Raw genomic sequence first — 19,926 nt, 5'->3', positions numbered from 1 at the left:
TCTTCCGCCGCCCCTCGTCCGTCTTACGGGGGCGGTGTCGGAATCCGTCATACTGCATCGTCCTTGGTTCATAGAGGAGTCAACCATGCTGTATGCGGTCATTTGCTACAACTCGGAGTCGGTCATCGGCGCGTGGTCGAAGGAAAAAGACGACGCCGTGATGGCGCATCATCAGGGCGTGCTCGCGAAGTTTGCCGCCAAAGGCAAGCTCGGTCCGGTCGCGCGCCTCATGCCGACTACCACGGCTACCACTGTGCGAACCGGTCGCGAAATGGTGGTGCTCGATGGGCCGTTCGCCGAGACCAAGGAGCAAATGCTCGGGTTCTACCTGTTCGATTGCGACACCCTGGACGAAGTCATTGCCGCCGCGCGCGAGCTGGTGCATGAGCCCGGCTGCATGGAAATCCGTCCGGTGCAGTTCTTCAATCCAGGTGTGCTGAAAACTGCCGCCGCGAAGTGAGTGACGTGTGAGCGACTTGAGCTGGATCGACGCCGCGATCACCGGAGCGCGGCCACAGGCGGTCGCGGCGCTGCTGCGCTACTTCCGCAACTTGGAGACTGCCGAAGAGGCGTTTCAGGAGGCGTGCTTACGCGCCTTGCAGAAGTGGCCGGTGAACGGTCCGCCTCGCGATCCGGCGGCATGGCTGATTCTGGTCGGGCGCAACTTCGCGCTCGACGAGGCGCGTCGACGCAGCAAGCAGCAGACGTTGCCCGATGAAGAAGTGCTTTCCGATACCAGCGATGCCGAAACTGCCATGGCCGACCGACTCGACAGCGAGGACTACCGCGACGACGTGCTGAGGCTGTTGTTCGTGTGCTGCCACCCGGACTTGCCGGCGACTCAGCAAATCGCACTGGCCTTGCGCATCGTTTCCGGTTTGTCGGTGCAGGAGATCGCGCGCGCGTTCCTGGTCGGCGAAGCGGCGATGGAACAGCGGATCACTCGCGCGAAGCGTCGTATCTCACAGGCCGATGTGCCGTTCGAGACGCCGGGCGCGGTGGAGCGGGCGGAGCGCTTGTCCACCGTCGCGGCGATGATTTATTTGCTGTTCAACGAGGGTTATTCGGCGAGCGGCGGCGAGTTGCATATTCGCGAGCCGCTGTGCGAGGAGGCGATCCGCCTGTCTCGGCTGCTGCTGCGATTGTTTCGTGGCAATTCGGAGATTCTTGGCTTGAATGCGCTGCTGTTATTGCAGCATGCGCGAGCGCCGGCGCGGCTCGATGCGGAGCAGAACATTGTGTTGATGGAAGATCAGGACCGTCGCTTGTGGCGGCGTGAGTTGATTGCCGAGGCCTTCGCGCTGCTCGACAAAGCGGTTCGCTTGCAGCAGCCCGGGCCGTATCAGATCCAGGCGGCGATTGCTGGCGTTCACGCGCGAGCGCCGCGCTCGGAAGACACCAATTGGCATGAGATCGATCGGCTGTATGCGTTGCTGGAAACCATTCAGCCATCGCCGGTCGTGACGTTGAATCGCGCGGTCGCGGTCATGAAATGCGAGGGCCCCGAGGCGGCGCTGGCCATGATCGAGCCGCTCGAGTCGGCGCTGTCGAGTTACTTTCACTTTCATGGATTGCGCGGTGGTCTGCTAATGCAGCTGAACCGTAACGATGAAGCGCGCGTGGCGTTCGATAAGGCGATTTCGTTGGCGAACACCGCGGCCGAGGCGGCGCATATTCGCACGCACCTGGACAAGTTGGCGGCTGAAGGCAAGAAGCGGCAGACGCACTAGCCAGCAGCACGCTTTTAAAGGTGTCTTTCCGCCTGGCTCGGAACAGAGCGGCCGGAATCTGATTGCTGGTCCGGTGCGCGGCAGATCGCAGGGTGCGGCTACTTTGATGCACGCGCGGCTTTTGGATCGACATACGCGATTTGGCGACCGCGTAGCTCATACGCTTGTTCATTAGCATCGCCGCCAAACAAATCCGTCGGCTCGATCTTCAACTTCTCGCGCAGGCGCTCCATGACCTGCTCATGCGATTCGACCTCGCCGCTTGCCAGAATGTGCGCAACCGTCTCGCCGCGCTTCACCAATTCGCGTGCGACCAGAATAGTCCGGTGGCAATCGAGCGGATCCTTTTCGGCGCACATGATCGCGACCGTGTGAGACTTCGCGGCCGTCAGTAGCCGGTCAATGCCCTGTCGGAAAAGGTCCGTCGCCGCGAGCTTGCGATAACTCACTCGCCCCTCGTCGTAGCACGACGGATCTTTGCTCCGCGCGCCCAGTTCCTCGCCAAGGAATAGATATTCAATACCTTCCTTGCCGAGCGCCTCGACCAGAGCGTCGCGCCGGAACTGCGGGTTGAACCGGCTGTAAGGCGTTGATCTCACGTCGGCCAGCAGGGTCACGCCCGGGCCCCGCAGCAGCTTCAGGAAGTGCGCAATCGGATGGTTGGAATGACCGACGGTATAGATCATGAGCCGGGCAAAAATAATGACGACCCTGTCGGAATCGCGGCGCGCCGTTCGTCCTGGAGATATCAACCCACGCCGGCGGAGCACTGCGATGAAGAATAACCCAATCGTGTCCCGGGAAGAGTGGCTGGAAGCCCGCAAGAGCCTGCTGCGACGGGAGAAGGAACTGACCCGCCTGCGCGATCTGCTGAGTGCCGAACGACGCACCCTGCCCTGGGTTCGCATCGACAAGCCGTACGTGTTCGAAGGCCCACAGGGTCGCCGCACGCTGGCCGATCTGTTCGACGGCGCCAGCCAGTTAATGACATACCACTTCATGTTCAGTCCGAGCTGGCCGCAAGGCTGCGCGAGCTGCTCGTTCCTTGCCGATCATATCGACGGCGCGCTGGTCCATTTGAAACAGCGCGACGTGAAGTTGATGGCCGTGTCGCGCGCGCCGTACTCGCAGCTCGCGCAGTTCAAGCGCCGCATGGGCTGGCAGTTCGATTGGGTTTCCTCGCACGGCACGGATTTCAACTACGACTTCCAGGCGTCGCACACACCGCAGGACATTTCCAACAACACGGCTTATTACAACTACGAACTGCTCGAGTATCCGGCCGAGGAAACTCACGGCATCAGTGTTTTCTACAAGGACGCCGCCGGCGACGTCTTTCATACGTATTCGAGCTACGCCCGTGGCTGTGAGATGTTCGCGAATACGTACAACTTCCTGGACATCGCCCCCAAGGGGCGCGACGAGGGTGGGTTCGAGTTCCCGATGGCCTGGGTCCGGCATCACGATCGCTACGACACCGATCCGGTTGAATCGAGCGTCACCCACAACATTCTCGACGAGGAGACTGCCTGATGTGCCCAGCATGTTTTGCCGCGGCAGCATGGATTGCCGCAGGTGCCGGCTCAGCCGGCGGATTCACGGCTTTCGTCATCACTCGCCGTCGTTCTCGCAAAAACCCGAAGGCGGAGCAGCGTCCGTCGACTCCCGAGAAGAAAGCCGACTAGCTCTCGACCAATTCCTGCGGCGGAGTCACCGCGAGCTCGGCCCAGTCGAGCTCCTGCTCCAGGGCGTGAAAGACATCGTCGTCGATCGCGCCCTCGCTTCGTAGCTCGGCGAGCTTGTTGCGTTTGGCCGCGATGTTATGGCGGCGCACGGCATCGAACTCGCTCACGTCGCGAGGATGGTTGCCCGCTTCGGCGATCTTTCTTTCCTCCTCGTAGGTCTCGCGTAAGCGGGTGGCGACTGCGTCGTCGCGATCCGCCATGCTGTTGAGCGCCGCGTCCAGTAACAGCAATCGAGCCGCCGCAACCTCCTTTGCAAAGGAACGATCGGGCGGGAACGACAGGTAACGAATCAACGGCCGCAGCGTCAGGCCCTGCACCACCAGCGTGCCGAGCACGACCGCGAAGGCGCTCAGCACGATCAGGTCGCGTTCCGGGAATGTGCCCGGCAGAGACATCGCAGTCGCCAAAGTCACCAGCCCGCGCATGCCACACCACGAGACGAGCACGGCGTGCGCGTTGCTGCTGAAGGTGGGTTTGCCACGCTTCGCTTTCACGAAGGCGCTGGTCCGCATGTACAACATCACCCACGCGAATCTCACGACCACCACGACGCCGAACACGATGGCGGCGAAACCGCAGGCTTCCCAGATCTCGGCGGGATTCAAGCGGCTGAGGATCTCGCTCGCTTGCAGGCCCATCAGGAAGAAGGCCAGCACATTCAGCAGGAACACGACGGCTTCCCAGACAGCGTAGGTATGCACTCGCTCGCGAGGCGGCGTACGCGTCGGCACGATGTGTGCGACCGTCATTCCGTGGGCAACGACGCAGAGGATGGCCGATAGATGCAACTGCTCCGCAAGGATCCAGGCGCCGAAAGTCGCCACGAAGGTCATCAGCGTCGAGCTCAGCGTGCCTGACATCCAGCGCATCATCCACGCCAGCGTCGCGCCGAACGCAATGCCCAGCAGAATTCCTCCGGGCACCGCGAACGCCAGCTCGGGGATTGCATGCGTGGCTGGCTTGTCCGAGATCGCGATGTTGACCGCCGCTGCGAAGATCAACAGGGCAACGCCATCGTTGAGCAGGCTTTCGCCTTTCAACACGCTGACCATGCGACGAGGAATTTCGGCGCGTGCAAGCATGGCGGCGGCGGCCGCTGCATCGGGGGGAGCGACGATGGCGCCGAGCGCGATCGCTGCCGCGAGCGGCAAGCCCTGAAGTGCAACCGCGGTCCAGGCGACGGCTGCGGTTGTCAAGATTACTGCGACTCCGGCCAGCGCCACCAGCGGCCGCCAATTTCGGCGCAGCTCTCTCGGCGGCAAATCGAACGCTGAATCCAGCAGCGCCGGCGCGATGAACAATGCCAGCGCCAGCTCCGGCTCGATGACGAGATGCGGCGCCCCGGGCAGCAGCGCGATCACGACGCCGGCCACCGCCAGCATGGTGGGATAGGGCACAGCGAAGCGCCGTGTCACCTGCAACAACAGGATGGCGACGAACAGGAGCACGAGCAAAGTCTCGAAAAACGCCATGACAGTGCGGTGCTCCGGTTTAAGGACGGTCACATTCCAAAGGGCAGGCCATCTTGACTCTAATTTTATGAAGGCCGCTAGAGGCGCCGGTACAGTGGCGACCTGTATTCCAAAAACAGGGGTGGTCGGATGATCAACTCACCGCGGGTGGCCAGGGTTCTCATGACGGCAGCGATTGCAGGGGCGCTGGGCGCCTGTGCCAAAACCGAGCCGCCAGCTGCGCCTGCGCCGAGCCCGGTCAAGCTCACGGCGGGCATGCAGGACATCATGAGGGACATGATCGATCCGGCCGCGGACTTCTTATGGCAATCGGTGAGCGTCACCGAAACGGCACAGGGGATCGAGGAGAAGCAGCCGCGCACCGATGAGGAATGGGCCGAGGTGCGCAAGCACGCGATCATCCTGGCCGAGTCTGCGAATCTGCTGCTGCTCGACGGCCGGCATGTAGCGCGTGAAGGCAAACAACTCGAGGATCACGGCACGCCCGGTAATTTGACAGCCGAGGAAGCCGAGAAAGCCATCGCGGCGGAGCGCGCCACGTTCGTCGGCTTCGGCCAGGCGCTGCACGATGTGGGTGTTCAGTTCCTCAAAGCTGCCGAAGAGCGCAGTCCGCAAGGAATCATGGACGCCGGCGAAGCCATGGATCAGGTGTGCGAAGGTTGCCACCTGAAGTTCTGGTATCCCGGTCAGGTCATTCCGCCGCTGCCGGATCAGGCTCCGGAAGAGAAGTGAGCCCGGCCGCTACCTGAAGCGGCCGATCCAGGTGTCGAAATCGTTGAGCATGGAGGTGAGCAGTTTGATCGTATCTTCGCTCACCAGCTTGCCGTCGGCATCGAACAGCTTGCCGGCCTCGGCGAGGTAGATCTCCGGCATGGGCATCACCGGCACGCCGAGGACGGACAGCGTCAGGCGCAGTTGGTGGTGCGAGCCCATCGCGCCGAGCTTGCCGGGCGTCAGCGAAATCACAGCTGCGGGCTTGCCGCGCCATGAGCTTTGTTTCGGTGGCCGCGAGCCGACATCGATGGCGTTCTTCACGCCGCCCGGCATGCCGCGGTTGTATTCGGGCGTGATGAACAGAATCGCATCGCTGCTCTTCACTTGATTGCGGAACGTGGTCCACGCCGGCGGCGGCGTGTCCGTTTCCAGGTCCTGGTTGTACAACGGCAGCTCGCCGATGCCGATCTCCGTGAGCTTGAATGTCGGCGGCGCGATCTCGACGATCGCCCGAGACAACATGCGGGTGTACGCGCCTTTGCGAAGGCTGCCGACGATGAAGCCGACGTTGGTCATGGCAAGCTCCCGGTCAAGGTTGGGTCTGCGGCACGCGTCGAAGCAGGCTCATGTCATAGCCCATCGCGCGTACCCGGTCTGTCAGCGCGTCGTATTCCGTCGCGGAAATGCGCGGTGTGCGCGCCATGATCCATACATAGTCCCGCTGCTCGCGGGCAATGATGGTTTGTTGATACTGCCGATCCAGGTAGACGATGACGTAGTCGGCCTGCATCGGCCAGACGAACTGCATGCCCCACTCGGCATTGCTGCGAGTGTTACGGACGAAGCCCTTGGGCTGATAAGTCTTGCGCGGCCCGTCGGGCGAGTCCTGGCATCCGGCCAGCGACGGCAAGCTGCCGAGCAGCGCGCACTGGAGCAGCAGGGAGATTCTCTTCATGATCCACCCATCTTAGTATCGAATCGCGCCGGGTCGCCATTCGTTCCATTGCGGGATTCGGCGGGGTTCGAGGCTCGGATGTTAGGATGACGCCATGTGTGGTCGTTATGTGTCTCCCGAAGAAGCCGCGATCGAGCGTGCGGTGGAAATCCAGCGTCGCAGCTGGGCGTCGCGGTTTCGTTCGCAGGGATTGTTCGGCATGCGTTACAACGTGTCGCCGACCGATCCGGTGCCGGTCGTGCGCGTGGTGCGTGAGTTGGAGGGTCAGCGGGAAGGCGCTCACCTGCGTTGGGGTTTGATCCCGCATTGGGCCCGCGGCAAAGCGATGGGCAACACCATCAATGCGCGCATCGAGACGCTGCAGACCAATTCTTCTTTTCGAGATGCGTGGCGGCGTGGGCAACGCTGCCTCGTGGCGCTATCTGGCTTCTATGAATGGCAGGCTCAGCCGCCGGACTGGCAAGTCGCTGTGCCTTACTACATCACCGTCGTCGATCAGGATCCGTTCTTCCTCGCCGGCCTGTGGGACCGCTCGGTGAGCGACTCTGGCGAAGTGATCGAGTCCTGCACCGTCATCACCATGCCGGCGAATGAGTTGATGGCGGATATTCACAACTCGAAGAAGACCGCCGGCAAGCGCGTGCTATTGCCGCCCGGAGACCGGCGCATGCCTGCGATTCTGGCCCAGGAAGATTACGAGACCTGGCTGACTGGCACGCCCACCGAAGCGTTCTCCGCGCTCAAACAGTTTCCTTCCGGAATGATGTTCGCGTATCCGGTCGGCAATCTGGTCAACAGCAACCGCAACGACGGCCCGGACTTGATCAAACCTCGCGGGGAAGAGGGTGGGCAGTCGGATTTGTTCAGCTAGTTGATCTGTTCTTAGTGATGGCGCCCCCTGATACCAATACGCAGCGTGTATTGGTATAGGCAGGGACGCATGCCTCAATCGAACTCCCAGTCTGCCGCCAAGCAAATCCTTCATGGCCTGTTCCAGTTGCGGCCGGCGCCGGCGGGGCGGGTGTGGTTTTCGTTGCGGGCGGCGGTGTGTATGGGGGCGCCGATTCTCACGGGGTGGCTGACGGGTGATACATCGGCTGGGTTGATGGCGTCGATCGGTGGGTTCACGGCGCTGTACGGGAGCGGGCGTCCGTATTTCAGTCGCGCGTTACAGCTCGCCGTGATCGCGTTGGCTTTCGCGTTCAGTGTGGGCATTGGGATTTGGGTAGCGCCGCTCGGTTGGGCCGTTGTCATTGCGGTCGCGGCGCTGGCGATGGTCGCGACTTGGTTGAGTAATGCGCTGCAGATCGGCCCGCCCGGGGCGTACATGTTCACGCTTGCGTGTGCAGCGGGCACGGCGATGCCGGCGGCGCACATCGGGCCGGTGGGGGCGGCGATGTTAGTGCTCGGCGGTGGAGCATTCGCGTGGGCGGTTCATATGGGCGGCGCGTTGATTTCCTATCGCGGGCCCGAGCGAAGCGCAGTGACATCAGCGGGCAGAGCAGTCATCGGCTATATCAAATCGGTTGGCACACCCGACGAAGGCGCAGCGCGTTTTCGCGCGGCGTTCGCTTTGCATCGGGCCTGGACGACGTTGGTGAATCATCAGCCTTCGCAAGTGCCCGCCGACGGTCCGATCGCCCGACTCCGCGCACTGAATCGAGAGTTACATCTGCGCTTTGCAGAGGCGATGGGTGACGCGAGCCGTCATCAATCGCCACGACCGCAACTCATCGCAGATCTGCACATATTCATCGAGCAGGTGCGTGATCCGAAAACTATGCCGGCCCTGGATGGAAGCGCCATCCCGCTCGGCCATCCCAGCGCCGGCGCCGCGATGCTCGAAGCGCTGCAGCCGGGTTCCAATCCGATGCGCGTCATCGTGCGTGTGGGTGTCGCCGCCGTGCTCGCTGGCGCGCTTACGTCGATATTTCATTTCGAGCGCGCGTATTGGGCAGTGGCCGCGACCGTGCTGATGTTGCATCAGGGATTCGACTGGATGCGCACGCTTCAACGAAGCATCGAGCGACTGCTGGGGACCTGGATTGGCTTGCTGCTCGCCGGCGCCATTCTATTTATCCATCCACAAGGCGTGTGGCTCGCGCTGACGATCATGGCGCTCCAGTTCGCCATCGAGATGCTCGTGATGCGCAACTACGCGCTCGCGGTCGTGTTCATCACCGGCGCGGCGCTGACGATTGCGGCGGGCGGCCATCCCGTCGAAGATGCAGGCAGTTATTTATGGGCGCGGGGCATCGATACGCTGGTGGGCTGCGCGCTTGCGCTGGTCGTGTTTCGGTTGCTCCCGCCGCGCTCCACTACACGCCAAATCCCGGAGCAATTGGCGCGTGTGTTGCGAGCTGTCGCAGAAGCCACCGGCCATCTCGCTCACGGTGAAGTCACAACGCCCGACGCCAGAAAATCCCGCCGCGAGTTGCAGCTCGCGAGCTTCGCGCTAAATCATGCTTACGAAGATAGCCTGGCAGCATCTCGCGCTCAGCGATTCGCCGCCGAGGAGTGGTGGCCGGCCATCGCCGCCGTCGAACGTCTCGCCTATCGCACGCTTTCGACCTGCTGGGCGCTCGAACAGCTCGGGGGTGACGCAGCCCGCGAAACTGCGGCATCGATGTTCGTTAACGAGGGAGCCGCGCGTGTGCGCGAAGCGATCGATGGGTTTGTCGCGGCGATTCTGAAAAGCAACGCATTGCCGGCGCTACCAACACTGCCTCATGTGCTGGAGACGGAGCTGGTCGATCTGCACGAGTGCCTGCAGCGATCTTCGCCGCCCAGGGGAGCGGTCACCTCCTGATGTGCGAACTCAGAATCGAACTGTCACCAGTCCAAGCACGTACCGATCGTTCGGCGCATCCCGATTGCCTTCCCAGACGCGATAGAACTCGGCAAGCACGGCGCGATTGAGCTCGAAGCCCACGCCCAGCGCGATGTTGTTGCGAATGAACCCGGCGCCGTCCAGATCGACGAACCCCTCGTCGAACGCTCGAGCGCTGAGCGATCTCAGGCCAAACAAGCCAGGGCGCGCAACACGTGCTCGAATCCGATAGCGCTCGACGGATTCGGTACTGAGCGAAAGCAAGTGGCGATTGTCGATCGCCCAGCCGTGAATGTTCCAAGTGCCGATGGCCATCAGCCGCAGCTGCCCCTCGTCGCGACCACCGGCCACATCCAGATAGCCAGCTGCAGCGGCCAGCGAGAAATGAGCAGTCACGTCACGGCGGATCTCGAGCAAGGCGACGTTGACCGCTTCGCCGGCGAAGGCTGCTCCAGCCGTTGCATTCACGCTCACGGGCGCCGCGGCTCCGTGCATTGGAATGCAGAGACAAAAGGCCGCGATGGATGAAAGCACGCCGAGCCGCATCATGATGTCGGCAAACATCCCTGTTCGCGCCGCCCGTCGCAATCATCGATTCCCATGATGGGCCAGTGCAGTTCGCTCGACCTACGCTGCGCGTTCGGCAGCATACAAAGGAGTTCGAGACGTGCACGTTAACAAGCAGCGAGTTGCAGCGGCGCTGCTGCTCGGTTGGCTACTGACTTCTGGAGAGATAGCGATGGCGCAAACCCACGATGAGATCGAGCGTCGCAATGTCGATGCAGTGACCAAGGCGTTCGATGCCTGGCGGACCGGGGCGGGTAGCCCGTTTGACTTGCTGACCCCGGAAGCGCCGTGGACCATCGTCGGCCACTCGGCGGCGGCCAAGCGGTATCCGAATCGGCAGAGCTTCATCGACGAGGTCATCAAGCCGTTCAACGCGCGAATGCGCGAGCGACTGATTCCGCAAGTACACGACGTGATGGCCGATGGAGAGCAGGTCGTCATTCGTTTCGACGCGCAGGCGGTGGCTCACGATGGCAAGCCCTACAGGAACACGTACGCGTGGTTCCTGAAGATGCGCGACGGCAAGGTCGTCGAGGCCACGGCGTTCTTCGACAGCATCGCCTTCGACGACTTGTGGAACCGGGTGGCTCCGCAGAAGTAACAGTTGGGAAGGACTGAGCGGGCGATAGGCCCGCTCAGCACCCACTCAGATCGCGTTTTCCCACGCCGCCAGCTGATGCGCCTTGAGCATGTCCTCGGTGGCCTTCGGCACGACGTTGCGGAACTTGCCGGTGTCCGCAGGAACGACTTCGATCATCCGATCGATCATCTCGCGGGCGTCCAGGTGCCCATCCGGCGCTTGCAGGAACGAGTCGAACTCGGCGCGCAGCGCGGCGCGCTTGGTGACGTGCTTCGAATCGTCGAGCCAGCGAAACGGCGCGTCCGCCATCGTTTCGTTGTAGCCGGTATAAAACGCGCCCGGGTTGATGGTCTGCACCTTGATGCCGTGAGCCTTCAACTCCTGTTGCATGGCCTCGGCCACCGATTCCAGCGCGTGCTTCGTGGACACATAGGTGCCCCAGTTCGCCGGCGTGAACAGGCCGCCCATGGACGATGTGAACACCACCTTCGCTTTCTTCTTCGCAGCGATCCACTGGCGGATGAAGCCTTGGGTGAGTTGCAGCGGCAGGAACACGTTCACTTCGAAATTGCGGCGTACGAGATCGATGGGAATCTCGAACACCGGGCCGGCCTCACCCATGCCGGCGTTGTTCCACAGCACGTCGATGTCGAAGCTCTGGGCGTGGGCGACATCGTAAGGATCGGTCAGATCCAGGCGTTCGACACGCAGGTTCTTCGGTCCCAGCGCCTTCGCTTTTTCCCGCAGCGGTGTGACCTGCGGCGAGACCTGGGCGGTGGCAATGACGTTGTGACCGTTCTTGGCCATTCCGATCGCGGCGGCTTCGCCGAAGCCCGAGCCCGCACCCGTGATCAAGATAGTTTTTGGCATGACACATTGACTCCATAGCAAGGGGGATGTTGGCTCACGAAGAGCGCAGCGCCGCGGCTGCGGCCTTGGCAATCTCGAGGTCCTGAGAGACCGCGCCGCCGGAGACGCCGACGGCGCCAATCAGCGCGCCGCTCGAATCGAACAGCGGGATGCCGCCAGGGAACGTTGCAAGCCCGCCGTTACTTCGCTCCAGACCAGGCGCGGGCGCGCCGGGCTTGCAGTACTCCCAAACAGCTTCGCTGGGGATGCCGAACAAAACGGCGGTGCGCGCCTTCGAGATGGAAACGTCGATCGAGCCGATGACGGCGCCATCCATTCTGCTGAACGCTTTGAGATGCGCGCCTGCATCCAGTACCGCGATGTTGACGGGAACTCCGATTTCCCTGGCTCGCGACTCGCCCGTCGCGATCATTGTTTCAGTTTGATTGCTCGTCACCATGGGCTCGCTCCTGACTGCCTGCACGCCTTCGTGTGCCTGGCAGATAGTGAGTGCCTCACGGCCGCTGCTGAATCACATGTTTATTTGATTGCGGTCCTTGTCGCGGCTCGTGAAGACGATGCGACGGCGGCCGAAGATGCGTGCATCCAGCGAATAGGCGCCCGGCCCGAGCAGCGCGAGCGCAAGCGAAGTCAGCGCGAACAGCGTCGGGCACAGCGCACTCTCGCCACTTGCCCTGAAGGCGACGATGGCTGCAACGACGCTGCACACCCCGGCGCAAATCGGCGTCGCGAACCCCGCGCACAGCAAAACGGCAATGCTGCCGCTCGCGGCGGTCCATAAGAGTGCATGCGAGCCAACCACTGCTCCCAACAGTAAAGCGGCGGCGACCGACGTTCGTAGGACCAGGAGCGCGAGGCCGGCGCGTCCTGAAGGAAACATGGAGAAGAATCCCTGCATCGTCGGGAGCGTACGTGCGTGACTGTCCGGTCACCACCCCACCCAAGAGCAATCGCCCGCTAACACTTTCGGGTAGTCTGGATGCTTTCGATATGTCATGTGCTGCGGCATGATTGGCGTTCCTTTCCCTGGAGCGCAGCATGTCGTCGAACAACCCCTCGGTGCGACCGATCCGGGTGCTTGCCATCGATGACCATCCGCTGCTTCGTGAAGGCATCGCCGCCACATTGGCCGGCCAGCCGGACATGCAACTGGTCGCCGAGGCCGCCAGTGCGCGCGCCGGCATCGAGCAGTTCCGGCTCACTCGCCCCGATGTCACGCTCATGGACCTGCAGATGCCGGACATGAATGGCATCGACGCGATCCGCATCATTCGCGAAGAGTTTCCCGACGCACGGATTCTGGTCCTGACGACGTTTCAGGGCGATGCTCAGATCACCGGCGCGCTTCGTGCCGGTGCGTGCGGGTTCATGTTGAAAGACACCATGCGCAAGGCCTTGCGTGACTCGATTCGGACGGCGCATGCGGGGCGTCGTGTGATTCCTCCAGATGTCGCGACCATGCTTGCGGAGCACCTGACCGACGAGCTGCTGTCGTTGCGCGAGCTCGATGTTCTGCGCGGAGCTGCGCAGGGCAACGCGAACAAGCGCATCGCGGCCGATCTGGGCATCTCCGAGGACACCGTGAAGGCCCACATGAAGAATATTTTAGCGAAGCTCGGCGCGAACGACCGCACTCACGCGGTCGTGACTGCCGTCAAACGCGGCATCATCGAGTTATAAGAAAAAGCAGCGGCATGTATGTGAACCGGCACGCGCAGGGGCGAATTCATAGCCACCTGATGCGAATTCTTACGTTCGTCTTGCTCGCATGCGCGAGCCGGTGCGCGTTCGCGTTGGATCCCGCATATCTGCTGTCGCAGTACGGACACACCAGCTGGCGTCTGCAGGACGGCTCGCTGCCGGCGGTGCCGGATCCCATCGCGCAGAGCGCCGATGGCTACCTCTGGATCGGCACCACGGGCGGTCTCTATCGATTCGACGGTGTGCGCTTCACGCGTTGGGTTTCCGAGTTTGGCGAGGAACTGGCGGCGAAGAACGTGACCGCGTTGCTCGGGACTCCCGACGGCAGTCTCTGGATCGGATCCGACTCGGGACTGGATCGATTGCGTGACGGACGCCTGACGCGAATCTCGAAGGAACTGGACGCAGCGATCGTGGAGCTGACGCTCGAGCCCGACGGCAGCATCTGGGCCGTGCGTACGTATGGCGCCCCCTTCGCGACCAGCCTGTGTCGCGTGCATGAGGATCGCCTGGAATGTCCGGCGCCATTGCCGGGTCTGGAGCTCACGATGAGCTCGTGTTGCGCCAGAGGCTTCTTGCGTGAAGCGGATGGCAGCATCTGGCTCGGCGCCGATCTGGGGATGATCCATTGGCAGGCGGGCAAGACCTCGGCCATTTATCCCGCCGCGCTGAGCGAAAGTCGGGGCATGGCCGGCGTCGTTGGAGTCGCGCGAACCCGTCGTGGCGACTTGTGGGTTGCCATGGCCAGGGACGGACGCGAGGGTGGGTTGCAGAGACTCGTCAACGGCAAATTTCAACCGTTGGTCACAACGGGCTTCGACTCGAGCGCGCTATCGATCTTTGCTCTCAATAAAGACCGCCAGGATACGCTTTGGGTGGCAACGGCGGACCAGGGACTGTTGCGCATCGACGGCGATCGCGTGGAGCGCTTTCGGGCCAGCGACGGACTCTCGGCCGACAACGTGCTGAGATTCTTCGAGGATCGCGAGGGCAACGTATGGGTCTCGACCGTGCGCGGCCTGGATCGCTTTCGCGAGTTCAGCGTGGTCCCATACTCGACGCGCGAGGGACTGAGCTCCGATGACACTGGCTCGGTCATGGCTCGTGCGGACGGTTCCGTCTGGCTCGGCACCAGTCAGGGTGTAAACATTCTGCGCGATGGCAGAGTGTCGAAACTCGATCGGGGGCCGGCGGTGCTGCGCGACCACCAGATCACGTCGATGTTCGAGGATGCCTCTGCCCGTCTCTGGCTCGGCGCTGCGCAGTCCATGTTTATTTTCGATCGGGGGACGTTCACCCCGGTCGAAGATGCCGAGGGCCGCCCATCCGGACTGGTCGCGAGCATCGCGCAAGACACCCGGCGGAATGTCTGGATGCAGTTGGCCGCGCGCGAGCGCAAATTGATGCGTGTGGAGGGTACTCGCATCGTCGAACAGTTGCGCGAACCACAGGTGCCCCCGGGGCGCGAGGTGGCGGCCGATCCTGCCGGCGGTATCTGGATCGGCACCATGAGCGGCGATCTCGCTCGCTATCGTGATGGTCAATTGGAAACAATCTCGTTCGCTGACGTGAACCCCGACATTACCGAGCGGCATGTGGACGACCTGATCGTGCTAGCCGACGGCACCGTCATGGGCGCGGCGGGATACGGGCTCATCGAGACACAGCGCGGTCAGCGCCGAGCTCTGGTTAGGAGCAACGGCCTGCCGTGCGATCGGGTGTGGGCCATGCAGTTCGACAGATCGGAGGACTTGTGGCTCAGCCTGGAGTGCGGCTTCGTGAGAATCACGAAAGGCGAGCTGGCTGCCTGGCGTCAGGAGCCATCCCGCCGGGTTGCTTTGCGTTGGTTCGATGCTCTGGACGGAGCGACGCCCACGCGCGCGCCGTTCATGAGCGAATCGGCGATGTCCAAGGATGGCAGGCTCTGGTTCCCGAGCCTCAACGGTACGCACGTGATCGACCCGTCGCGCCTGAAGGAGCCGGCCGCCGCCCCGCCCGTGCATATCGAAGCAATAGTCGCGGATCGTAAGCAGTACAGCGTGCGATCGCGGCCGGTGTTTCCAGCGCTCACGCGCGACATCGAGATCGATTACACCGCGCCGAGTCTGGCGCTGCCTCAGAAGCTCACGTTTCGTTATCGCCTCGAAGGCTACGAGGAGCACTGGCAAGAGGTCGGGACGCGACGGCAGGCGTTCTACAACGATCTGGCGCCAGGCCGATATACATTTCATGTGACGGCCTGCAATCACGACGCCGTATGCAACGAGCAGGGCGCCAGCTTCGGCTTCGAAGTGTTGCCGACGTTCTATCAGACCGCATGGTTCATTGTGCTCGCCATCCTTGCGTCGGTACTGCTGCTATGGGCTGTATTGGCGATCCGCGTGCGGCAAGTGGCGACGCGCATCCGCTCCCGCCTCGAGGCGAGTCTGGAAGAGCGCGAGCGGATCGCGCGCGAGCTGCACGACACGTTCCTGCAGAGCGTGCAGGGGCTGATGCTCAAGTTTCAAGGTGCGATGGAGAAGATCCCAAGCGGCGAACCGGCGCGCGATCTGATGGAGCAGGCACTCGATCGTGCAGACGTCGTGCTAGTCGAAGGGCGTAAGCGTGTCACGGCGTTACGTCATTCGACGCGTGCGCAACGCGATTTCACCGCGGCGATTCGACAGCTCGTGGCGCACGTTTCCGAAGACACCGTCGTGGACGTGCGTCTGACTGTCGAGGGTCAATCGCGCGGACTGCATCCGGTCGTCGCGGAAGAAGCAGAGCGCATTCTCAGCGAAGGCTTGACGAATGCGCTCCGCCACGCGAACGCCCACACGATCCAGATCGAGATCCTTTATTCGCGGCGCGAGCTCACAGTGCGCCTCGTCGACGACGGCCGGGGCTTCGACGAGAGTGTCTTGCAGGCGGCGCCCGCGAACGGCCATTGGGGTCTCGCGGGCATGCGGGAGCGCGCACGAAAGATCCAGGCGCAATTCGAAATCGCCAGCAGGCCCGATGCGGGCACGAGCATCGAGCTGAGAGTTCCAGCGAACATTGCGTACGCCAGCGATCGCTGACAGTTACCCCAAAGGGTAGGCGATCTCCTGCCGCGCGGGATGATGTGCCACCACCGCTCGCGCGAATACATTGCGTGACGACGCAGTCGCGCGAGACGCCGGAACAAATGAGCGGACGAAATGAGATCGTCTACGTGGTGAATGACAACCCGGAGACGCGTGCAACGATCTGCTGCTATCTGGAAGGCGCGGGGCTCGACACGCGCGCATGCGGATCCGCCGCCGAATGCTTGAACGAGTCCGCCGCGACGCCGCCGTGTTGCGCGATCCTCGATATCGAGTTGCCGGACATGAGCGGGTTGGATCTGCAACTGGAACTCGCTGCGCTCGGAGTGCCGATCGTGTTCGTCACTGCGTACTCCGAAGTGACGGCGATCGTTCGTGCGTTGAAGGCCGGCGCGGTCGACCTGTTGCAGCCGCCGTTGTCGAGGGACAACGTGCTCGTTGCGGTCAATGCGGCGCTCGATCAGTATCGCCGCCGCCGGCACGCCCAGGTGACGCTCGTGGAAGTGCGCAACCGCAGAGCCAGGTTGACGCCGCGGGAACGGCAGGTCATGCGCCTGCTCGTGAACGGGATGATGAACAAGCAGATCGCGCTCGATCTCGGTATCAGCGAGGTCACCGTGCAGATTCATCGCGGCCGGATCATGGACAAAATGCGTGCACGCTCGTTTGCGCACCTGGTGCGGATGGCGCAGACGCTGGAGTCGTCGTTGGATTGGGAGGAGTTCTCTTGAGGATTCGAGTCGTTCCGCTTGCAGCCATCGCAGTTGCCGCCAGTGCCCCGGCCTGGGCACAAACGGCGCCCGCGTCCGACGTCGTCGATACGATCGTCGTCACCGGATCGAGAATTGCGCGGCCCGAGCTCGAGCGCTTGCAGCCCACCGTCGTGGTGAGCAGCGACGACATCGAGAATCGAGGTGCGCCGAACGTCATCGAGGTGCTGAACGACATTCCTGCGTTCGGCCCGCCGGCGTCGAGCAGTGCGGGTACGCAGCCCTCCGCGTTTGGCGTCGCGCAGAGCTTCGCCGACTTTTTCTCGCTCGGCTCGCAGCGGACTTTGACGCTGGTGAACGGACGTCGCTTCGTCTCCTCGAACACGGCCTCGATCTTTGGGCCGGCCGATGCCGGGCAACAGGTCGATCTCAATGCGATTCCGACTCAACTCATCGATCGGGTCGAAGTGATCGCCGTCGGCGGCGCGCCGGTCTACGGCTCAGATGCCATCGCGGGCACGGTCAACATCATTCTCAAGCGTGACTACGAGGGCGCGGACGTTGACGCGTCCTTCGGCCAATCCGCACGCGGCGACGCGGACAACTATCGGCTGCGAGCTTTGGCCGGCACGAACTTCGCCGATGGTCGCGGCAATGTGACGATGAGCGCTGAGTACGCCCGCAGCGAAGGCTTGATGTACATGGACAGATCGCGCACGGCGCGCGGCCTGTACTACACCACACCGGAGGATCCGGATTCGCCGTACGTCAACGAGTTGATCGAGCAGCGTCGAGTCGATGTGGTGACCGCCGGTGGGTTGCCTTTGATCGACGATTCCCTGGCGCAGTTCGCGGGCATCCTCGATGCGACCGGCAACACCCTGCAGTTTGGCCCGGGCGGCGCGCTGGTGCCGTATAACTTCGGCACGGGGACGGGGAACCTGGTCAACAAGTCCGCTGGCGACGGTTTCAATGTCACTGCGGTGAGCACTCTGCTTGCTCCGACCGAGCGGGCGAACTTCACGGCGCTGGGAAATTTCCAGATCACGGACCGAGTGCGGGCGTTCGGCGAAGCGTGGTACTCGACGACCAGCGGCAAAAAATTCGCCGATCAACCGGTGTACAACTCGCTGCTGTTCGGCCCGGGCGGATCGCCCGAGGGCAATCTGATCGTCAGCACCGACAATCCTTTCCTGTCGGCCGAGTCGCGCGCGCTCATTCGGGACAATCTGCTGGCCGCAGGGGCTGATCCTTCGTTCTTCTATCTCGCTCGCGCGAATTCCGATCTTCAGAGCGGGCTGGCTCGTTCCGAGAGCAATGTGTATCGAGTGGTTGCGGGCCTCGAAGGTGCGTTCGATATAGGCGAACGTTCGTTCCAATGGGAGATCGCGGGCAACTACGGCAACTCCGAGACGACGTCGCGCGAGCCGATGGTCGTTCAACAGAATTTTGAGAATGCGATGGATGCGGTGATCGATGCCGCGACCGGGCAGATTGTCTGCCGCGGCACGTTGAATGGAACGCTCGAGTCTGCACCGATCAGAACACGGTCGGACTCGTGCGCACCTTTGAACCTGTTCGGCGTCGGTTCGCCCAGCCAAGCCGCGCGCGACTACATCACGACGCTGGCGATGCAGACTTCGACGGTCACTCAGCGCGTCGTCACTGCCGATATCTCCGGCGAAATCGTCGATCTTCCTGGTGGTGCGGTCCAGGCTGTCGTCGGCGTGGAAAACCGCCGGGAGACTTCTCGATTCGATCCCGATCGTTTCTTCCGGGAAGCGTGGGGACGGCTGGTGCCCATCGACGGCTTGAGCGGCGAGTTCGAAACGGATGAGGCTTTCACCGAACTCTTGATCCCGATCGTCGGTGAGCACCAGAACATTCCGTTCGTGAATGCCTTGCAGGTCGAAGGCGCTGCTCGCTACGTGGACCATTCCGTCGCCGGCGGCGATCTCACTTGGACTGCGGGCGCGCGATTCGCGCCAATTCCCGACATTCAGTTCCGCGGCAACAAAACGCTCGCGATTCGTTCGCCCGCGATCACCGAAGCGTTCGTCCCGACATCGAGCGCATTCGATACGGCCGACGACCCCTGCGACTCGCGATTCATCGACGCGGGCCCGAACCCCGCGACGCGTGCGGCGAACTGCGCAGCGGCGGGCATTACACAGCCGTTCCAATCCAACATTGTGGATGCCTCGGCTCAAGTCAGTGTGTCGGGCAATCCCGATCTGTTGAACGAGGAAGCAGATTCGCGCACCTGGGGCGTGGTCCTGCGCCCGCGCTGGGTGCCGTCGTTGAGCCTTGCGGTGGACTGGATCGAGATCGATCTCACCAACGCCATCGTCGCCCTCAACGCGGTCGGCGTGATGAACGCGTGCTACGACAGTGAAGCGGGCATCGGCGCGACCGCGCTCTGCGACAACATCGATCGTGACGCATCCGGCCAAGTCACCTTTGTACGCACCGGCTACGCCAATGCGGGGTCCAAGCGCTTCAAAGCAATCACGGCGCAGTTGAACTACGGCGTCGGCTTGGGCCGCTTCGGCCGACTCGACACATCGCTGAACTTCTACAACCTTCGCAATCTCACCACGCGGGTCGGCCTCGGCGACTTGGATCGCCAAGCAGGGGAGGTGGGGACGAGCCGCGACCAGGGCTCGCTGACGCTGAACTACAGCGTCAAGGATCTTTCCCTGTCACTGCAGACCCAATACATGGGGCCGGCGCGATGGGATGTCGATGAGCAGATCGATACTCGCAACTTCGCGGAGATTGGGGAATGGTGGCTGTTCAATCTGTCGGCGGGATATCGACTCAACGAAAACATCACGACGCGCGTCTTCGTCGATAACGTGTTCGATCGCGAGGCGCCGTTCCCGGTGCCCGCGGCGGGCGGAACGGTTGCGTATTACGACGGGATTTTCGGGCGGAGTTATGCGATGTCGGTTAATTACACGTTTTGATGCCGGCGACTGCGTGAC

19 protein-coding genes are annotated in these 19,926 nt (G+C 62.6%); 11 read left to right on the top strand and 8 right to left on the bottom strand.

Going from position 1 to position 19,926, the window contains the following annotated elements; all coding sequences use genetic code 11:
- Positions 1-85 precede the first annotated feature (85 nt).
- Both GYH35_RS19510 and GYH35_RS19505 read left to right on the top strand, forming a co-directional pair.
- Positions 86-460, top strand: a complete 375-nt coding sequence (locus GYH35_RS19510; protein WP_161829278.1) for a YciI family protein — start codon at positions 86-88, stop codon at positions 458-460.
- A gap of 7 nt (positions 461-467) precedes the next feature.
- On the top strand, positions 468-1,730 hold the full coding sequence (locus GYH35_RS19505; RefSeq protein WP_161829277.1) for an RNA polymerase sigma factor: 1,263 nt from the start codon (positions 468-470) through the stop codon (positions 1,728-1,730).
- Between the two features lie 98 nt (positions 1,731-1,828).
- On the opposite strand, the gene GYH35_RS19500 is transcribed toward GYH35_RS19505, so the two are convergent.
- On the bottom strand, positions 1,829-2,416 hold the full coding sequence (locus GYH35_RS19500) for a DUF488 domain-containing protein (protein ID WP_161829276.1): 588 nt from the start codon (positions 2,414-2,416) through the stop codon (positions 1,829-1,831).
- A gap of 88 nt (positions 2,417-2,504) precedes the next feature.
- Between GYH35_RS19500 and GYH35_RS19495 the strand changes: the two genes are divergently transcribed.
- Positions 2,505-3,263 (top strand): DUF899 domain-containing protein, encoded by a 759-nt coding sequence (locus tag GYH35_RS19495; RefSeq protein ID WP_161829275.1) that lies wholly within the window; start codon positions 2,505-2,507, stop codon positions 3,261-3,263.
- A gap of 148 nt (positions 3,264-3,411) precedes the next feature.
- Here the strand turns inward: GYH35_RS19495 and GYH35_RS19490 are convergent, their stop codons facing one another.
- A complete protein-coding gene (locus GYH35_RS19490; protein WP_161829274.1) occupies positions 3,412-4,947 on the bottom strand; it encodes a cation:proton antiporter in 1,536 nt (511 codons plus the stop codon).
- A 162-nt stretch (positions 4,948-5,109) separates the two neighbouring features.
- Between GYH35_RS19490 and GYH35_RS19485 the strand changes: the two genes are divergently transcribed.
- The gene (locus GYH35_RS19485) at positions 5,110-5,679 is read left to right on the top strand and encodes a hypothetical protein (protein ID WP_161829273.1); all 570 of its coding nucleotides are present in this window, start codon (positions 5,110-5,112) and stop codon (positions 5,677-5,679) included.
- Between the two features lie 9 nt (positions 5,680-5,688).
- Here GYH35_RS19485 and GYH35_RS19480 read toward each other — a convergent pair whose 3' ends face one another.
- The gene (locus GYH35_RS19480) at positions 5,689-6,237 is read right to left on the bottom strand and encodes an NADPH-dependent FMN reductase (RefSeq protein ID WP_161812867.1); all 549 of its coding nucleotides are present in this window, start codon (positions 6,235-6,237) and stop codon (positions 5,689-5,691) included.
- A 13-nt stretch (positions 6,238-6,250) separates the two neighbouring features.
- The gene (locus GYH35_RS19475; protein ID WP_161829272.1) at positions 6,251-6,616 is read right to left on the bottom strand and encodes a lipocalin family protein; all 366 of its coding nucleotides are present in this window, start codon (positions 6,614-6,616) and stop codon (positions 6,251-6,253) included.
- Between the two features lie 94 nt (positions 6,617-6,710).
- Here GYH35_RS19475 and GYH35_RS19470 point away from each other — a divergent pair, with 94 nt between their 5' ends.
- Both GYH35_RS19470 and GYH35_RS19465 read left to right on the top strand, forming a co-directional pair.
- Positions 6,711-7,487: an SOS response-associated peptidase gene (locus tag GYH35_RS19470; RefSeq protein WP_161812869.1), complete on the top strand. Its 777-nt coding sequence runs from the start codon at positions 6,711-6,713 to the stop codon at positions 7,485-7,487.
- A gap of 69 nt (positions 7,488-7,556) precedes the next feature.
- A complete protein-coding gene (locus GYH35_RS19465; protein ID WP_202624428.1) occupies positions 7,557-9,425 on the top strand; it encodes an FUSC family protein in 1,869 nt (622 codons plus the stop codon).
- A 9-nt stretch (positions 9,426-9,434) separates the two neighbouring features.
- Here GYH35_RS19465 and GYH35_RS19460 read toward each other — a convergent pair whose 3' ends face one another.
- Positions 9,435-9,920: a hypothetical protein gene (locus tag GYH35_RS19460; RefSeq protein ID WP_161829271.1), complete on the bottom strand. Its 486-nt coding sequence runs from the start codon at positions 9,918-9,920 to the stop codon at positions 9,435-9,437.
- A gap of 193 nt (positions 9,921-10,113) precedes the next feature.
- Here GYH35_RS19460 and GYH35_RS19455 point away from each other — a divergent pair, with 193 nt between their 5' ends.
- Entirely contained in the window at positions 10,114-10,614 is a 501-nt protein-coding gene (locus GYH35_RS19455) for a nuclear transport factor 2 family protein (RefSeq protein WP_202624427.1), read from the top strand.
- 45 nt (positions 10,615-10,659) lie between these two features.
- On the opposite strand, the gene GYH35_RS19450 is transcribed toward GYH35_RS19455, so the two are convergent.
- The 3 genes from GYH35_RS19450 to GYH35_RS19440 form a co-directional block, all read right to left on the bottom strand.
- The gene (locus GYH35_RS19450) at positions 10,660-11,463 is read right to left on the bottom strand and encodes an SDR family oxidoreductase (RefSeq protein ID WP_161829270.1); all 804 of its coding nucleotides are present in this window, start codon (positions 11,461-11,463) and stop codon (positions 10,660-10,662) included.
- A 34-nt stretch (positions 11,464-11,497) separates the two neighbouring features.
- Entirely contained in the window at positions 11,498-11,902 is a 405-nt protein-coding gene (locus tag GYH35_RS19445; RefSeq protein WP_161812872.1) for a GlcG/HbpS family heme-binding protein, read from the bottom strand.
- A gap of 72 nt (positions 11,903-11,974) precedes the next feature.
- Positions 11,975-12,343 (bottom strand): hypothetical protein, encoded by a 369-nt coding sequence (locus tag GYH35_RS19440; RefSeq protein ID WP_202624426.1) that lies wholly within the window; start codon positions 12,341-12,343, stop codon positions 11,975-11,977.
- A gap of 158 nt (positions 12,344-12,501) precedes the next feature.
- Here GYH35_RS19440 and GYH35_RS19435 point away from each other — a divergent pair, with 158 nt between their 5' ends.
- The 4 genes from GYH35_RS19435 to GYH35_RS19420 all read left to right on the top strand — a co-directional run bounded on the left by GYH35_RS19435 (position 12,502) and on the right by GYH35_RS19420 (position 19,908).
- Entirely contained in the window at positions 12,502-13,143 is a 642-nt protein-coding gene (locus GYH35_RS19435) for a response regulator (RefSeq protein ID WP_161812874.1), read from the top strand.
- A gap of 59 nt (positions 13,144-13,202) precedes the next feature.
- Positions 13,203-16,223, top strand: a complete 3,021-nt coding sequence (locus tag GYH35_RS19430; RefSeq protein ID WP_161829269.1) for a sensor histidine kinase — start codon at positions 13,203-13,205, stop codon at positions 16,221-16,223.
- A gap of 107 nt (positions 16,224-16,330) precedes the next feature.
- Positions 16,331-16,960 carry a response regulator transcription factor gene (locus GYH35_RS19425; protein WP_161829268.1) on the top strand — a complete coding sequence of 210 codons (630 nt, stop codon included), beginning with the start codon at positions 16,331-16,333 and terminating at the stop codon, positions 16,958-16,960.
- Positions 16,957-19,908: a TonB-dependent receptor domain-containing protein gene (locus GYH35_RS19420; protein ID WP_202624425.1), complete on the top strand. Its 2,952-nt coding sequence runs from the start codon at positions 16,957-16,959 to the stop codon at positions 19,906-19,908. Before GYH35_RS19425 ends, GYH35_RS19420 begins: the two co-directional genes overlap by 4 nt.
- Positions 19,909-19,926: the final 18 nt, after the last annotated feature.

This window comes from Steroidobacter agaridevorans, from assembly GCF_009932555.1.
In the GTDB taxonomy this organism is placed as follows: Bacteria; Pseudomonadota; Gammaproteobacteria; order Steroidobacterales; family Steroidobacteraceae; genus Steroidobacter; species Steroidobacter agaridevorans.
Note: the sequence above shows the minus strand (reverse complement) of the source record. Positions and strands in the feature narration are given on the sequence as shown.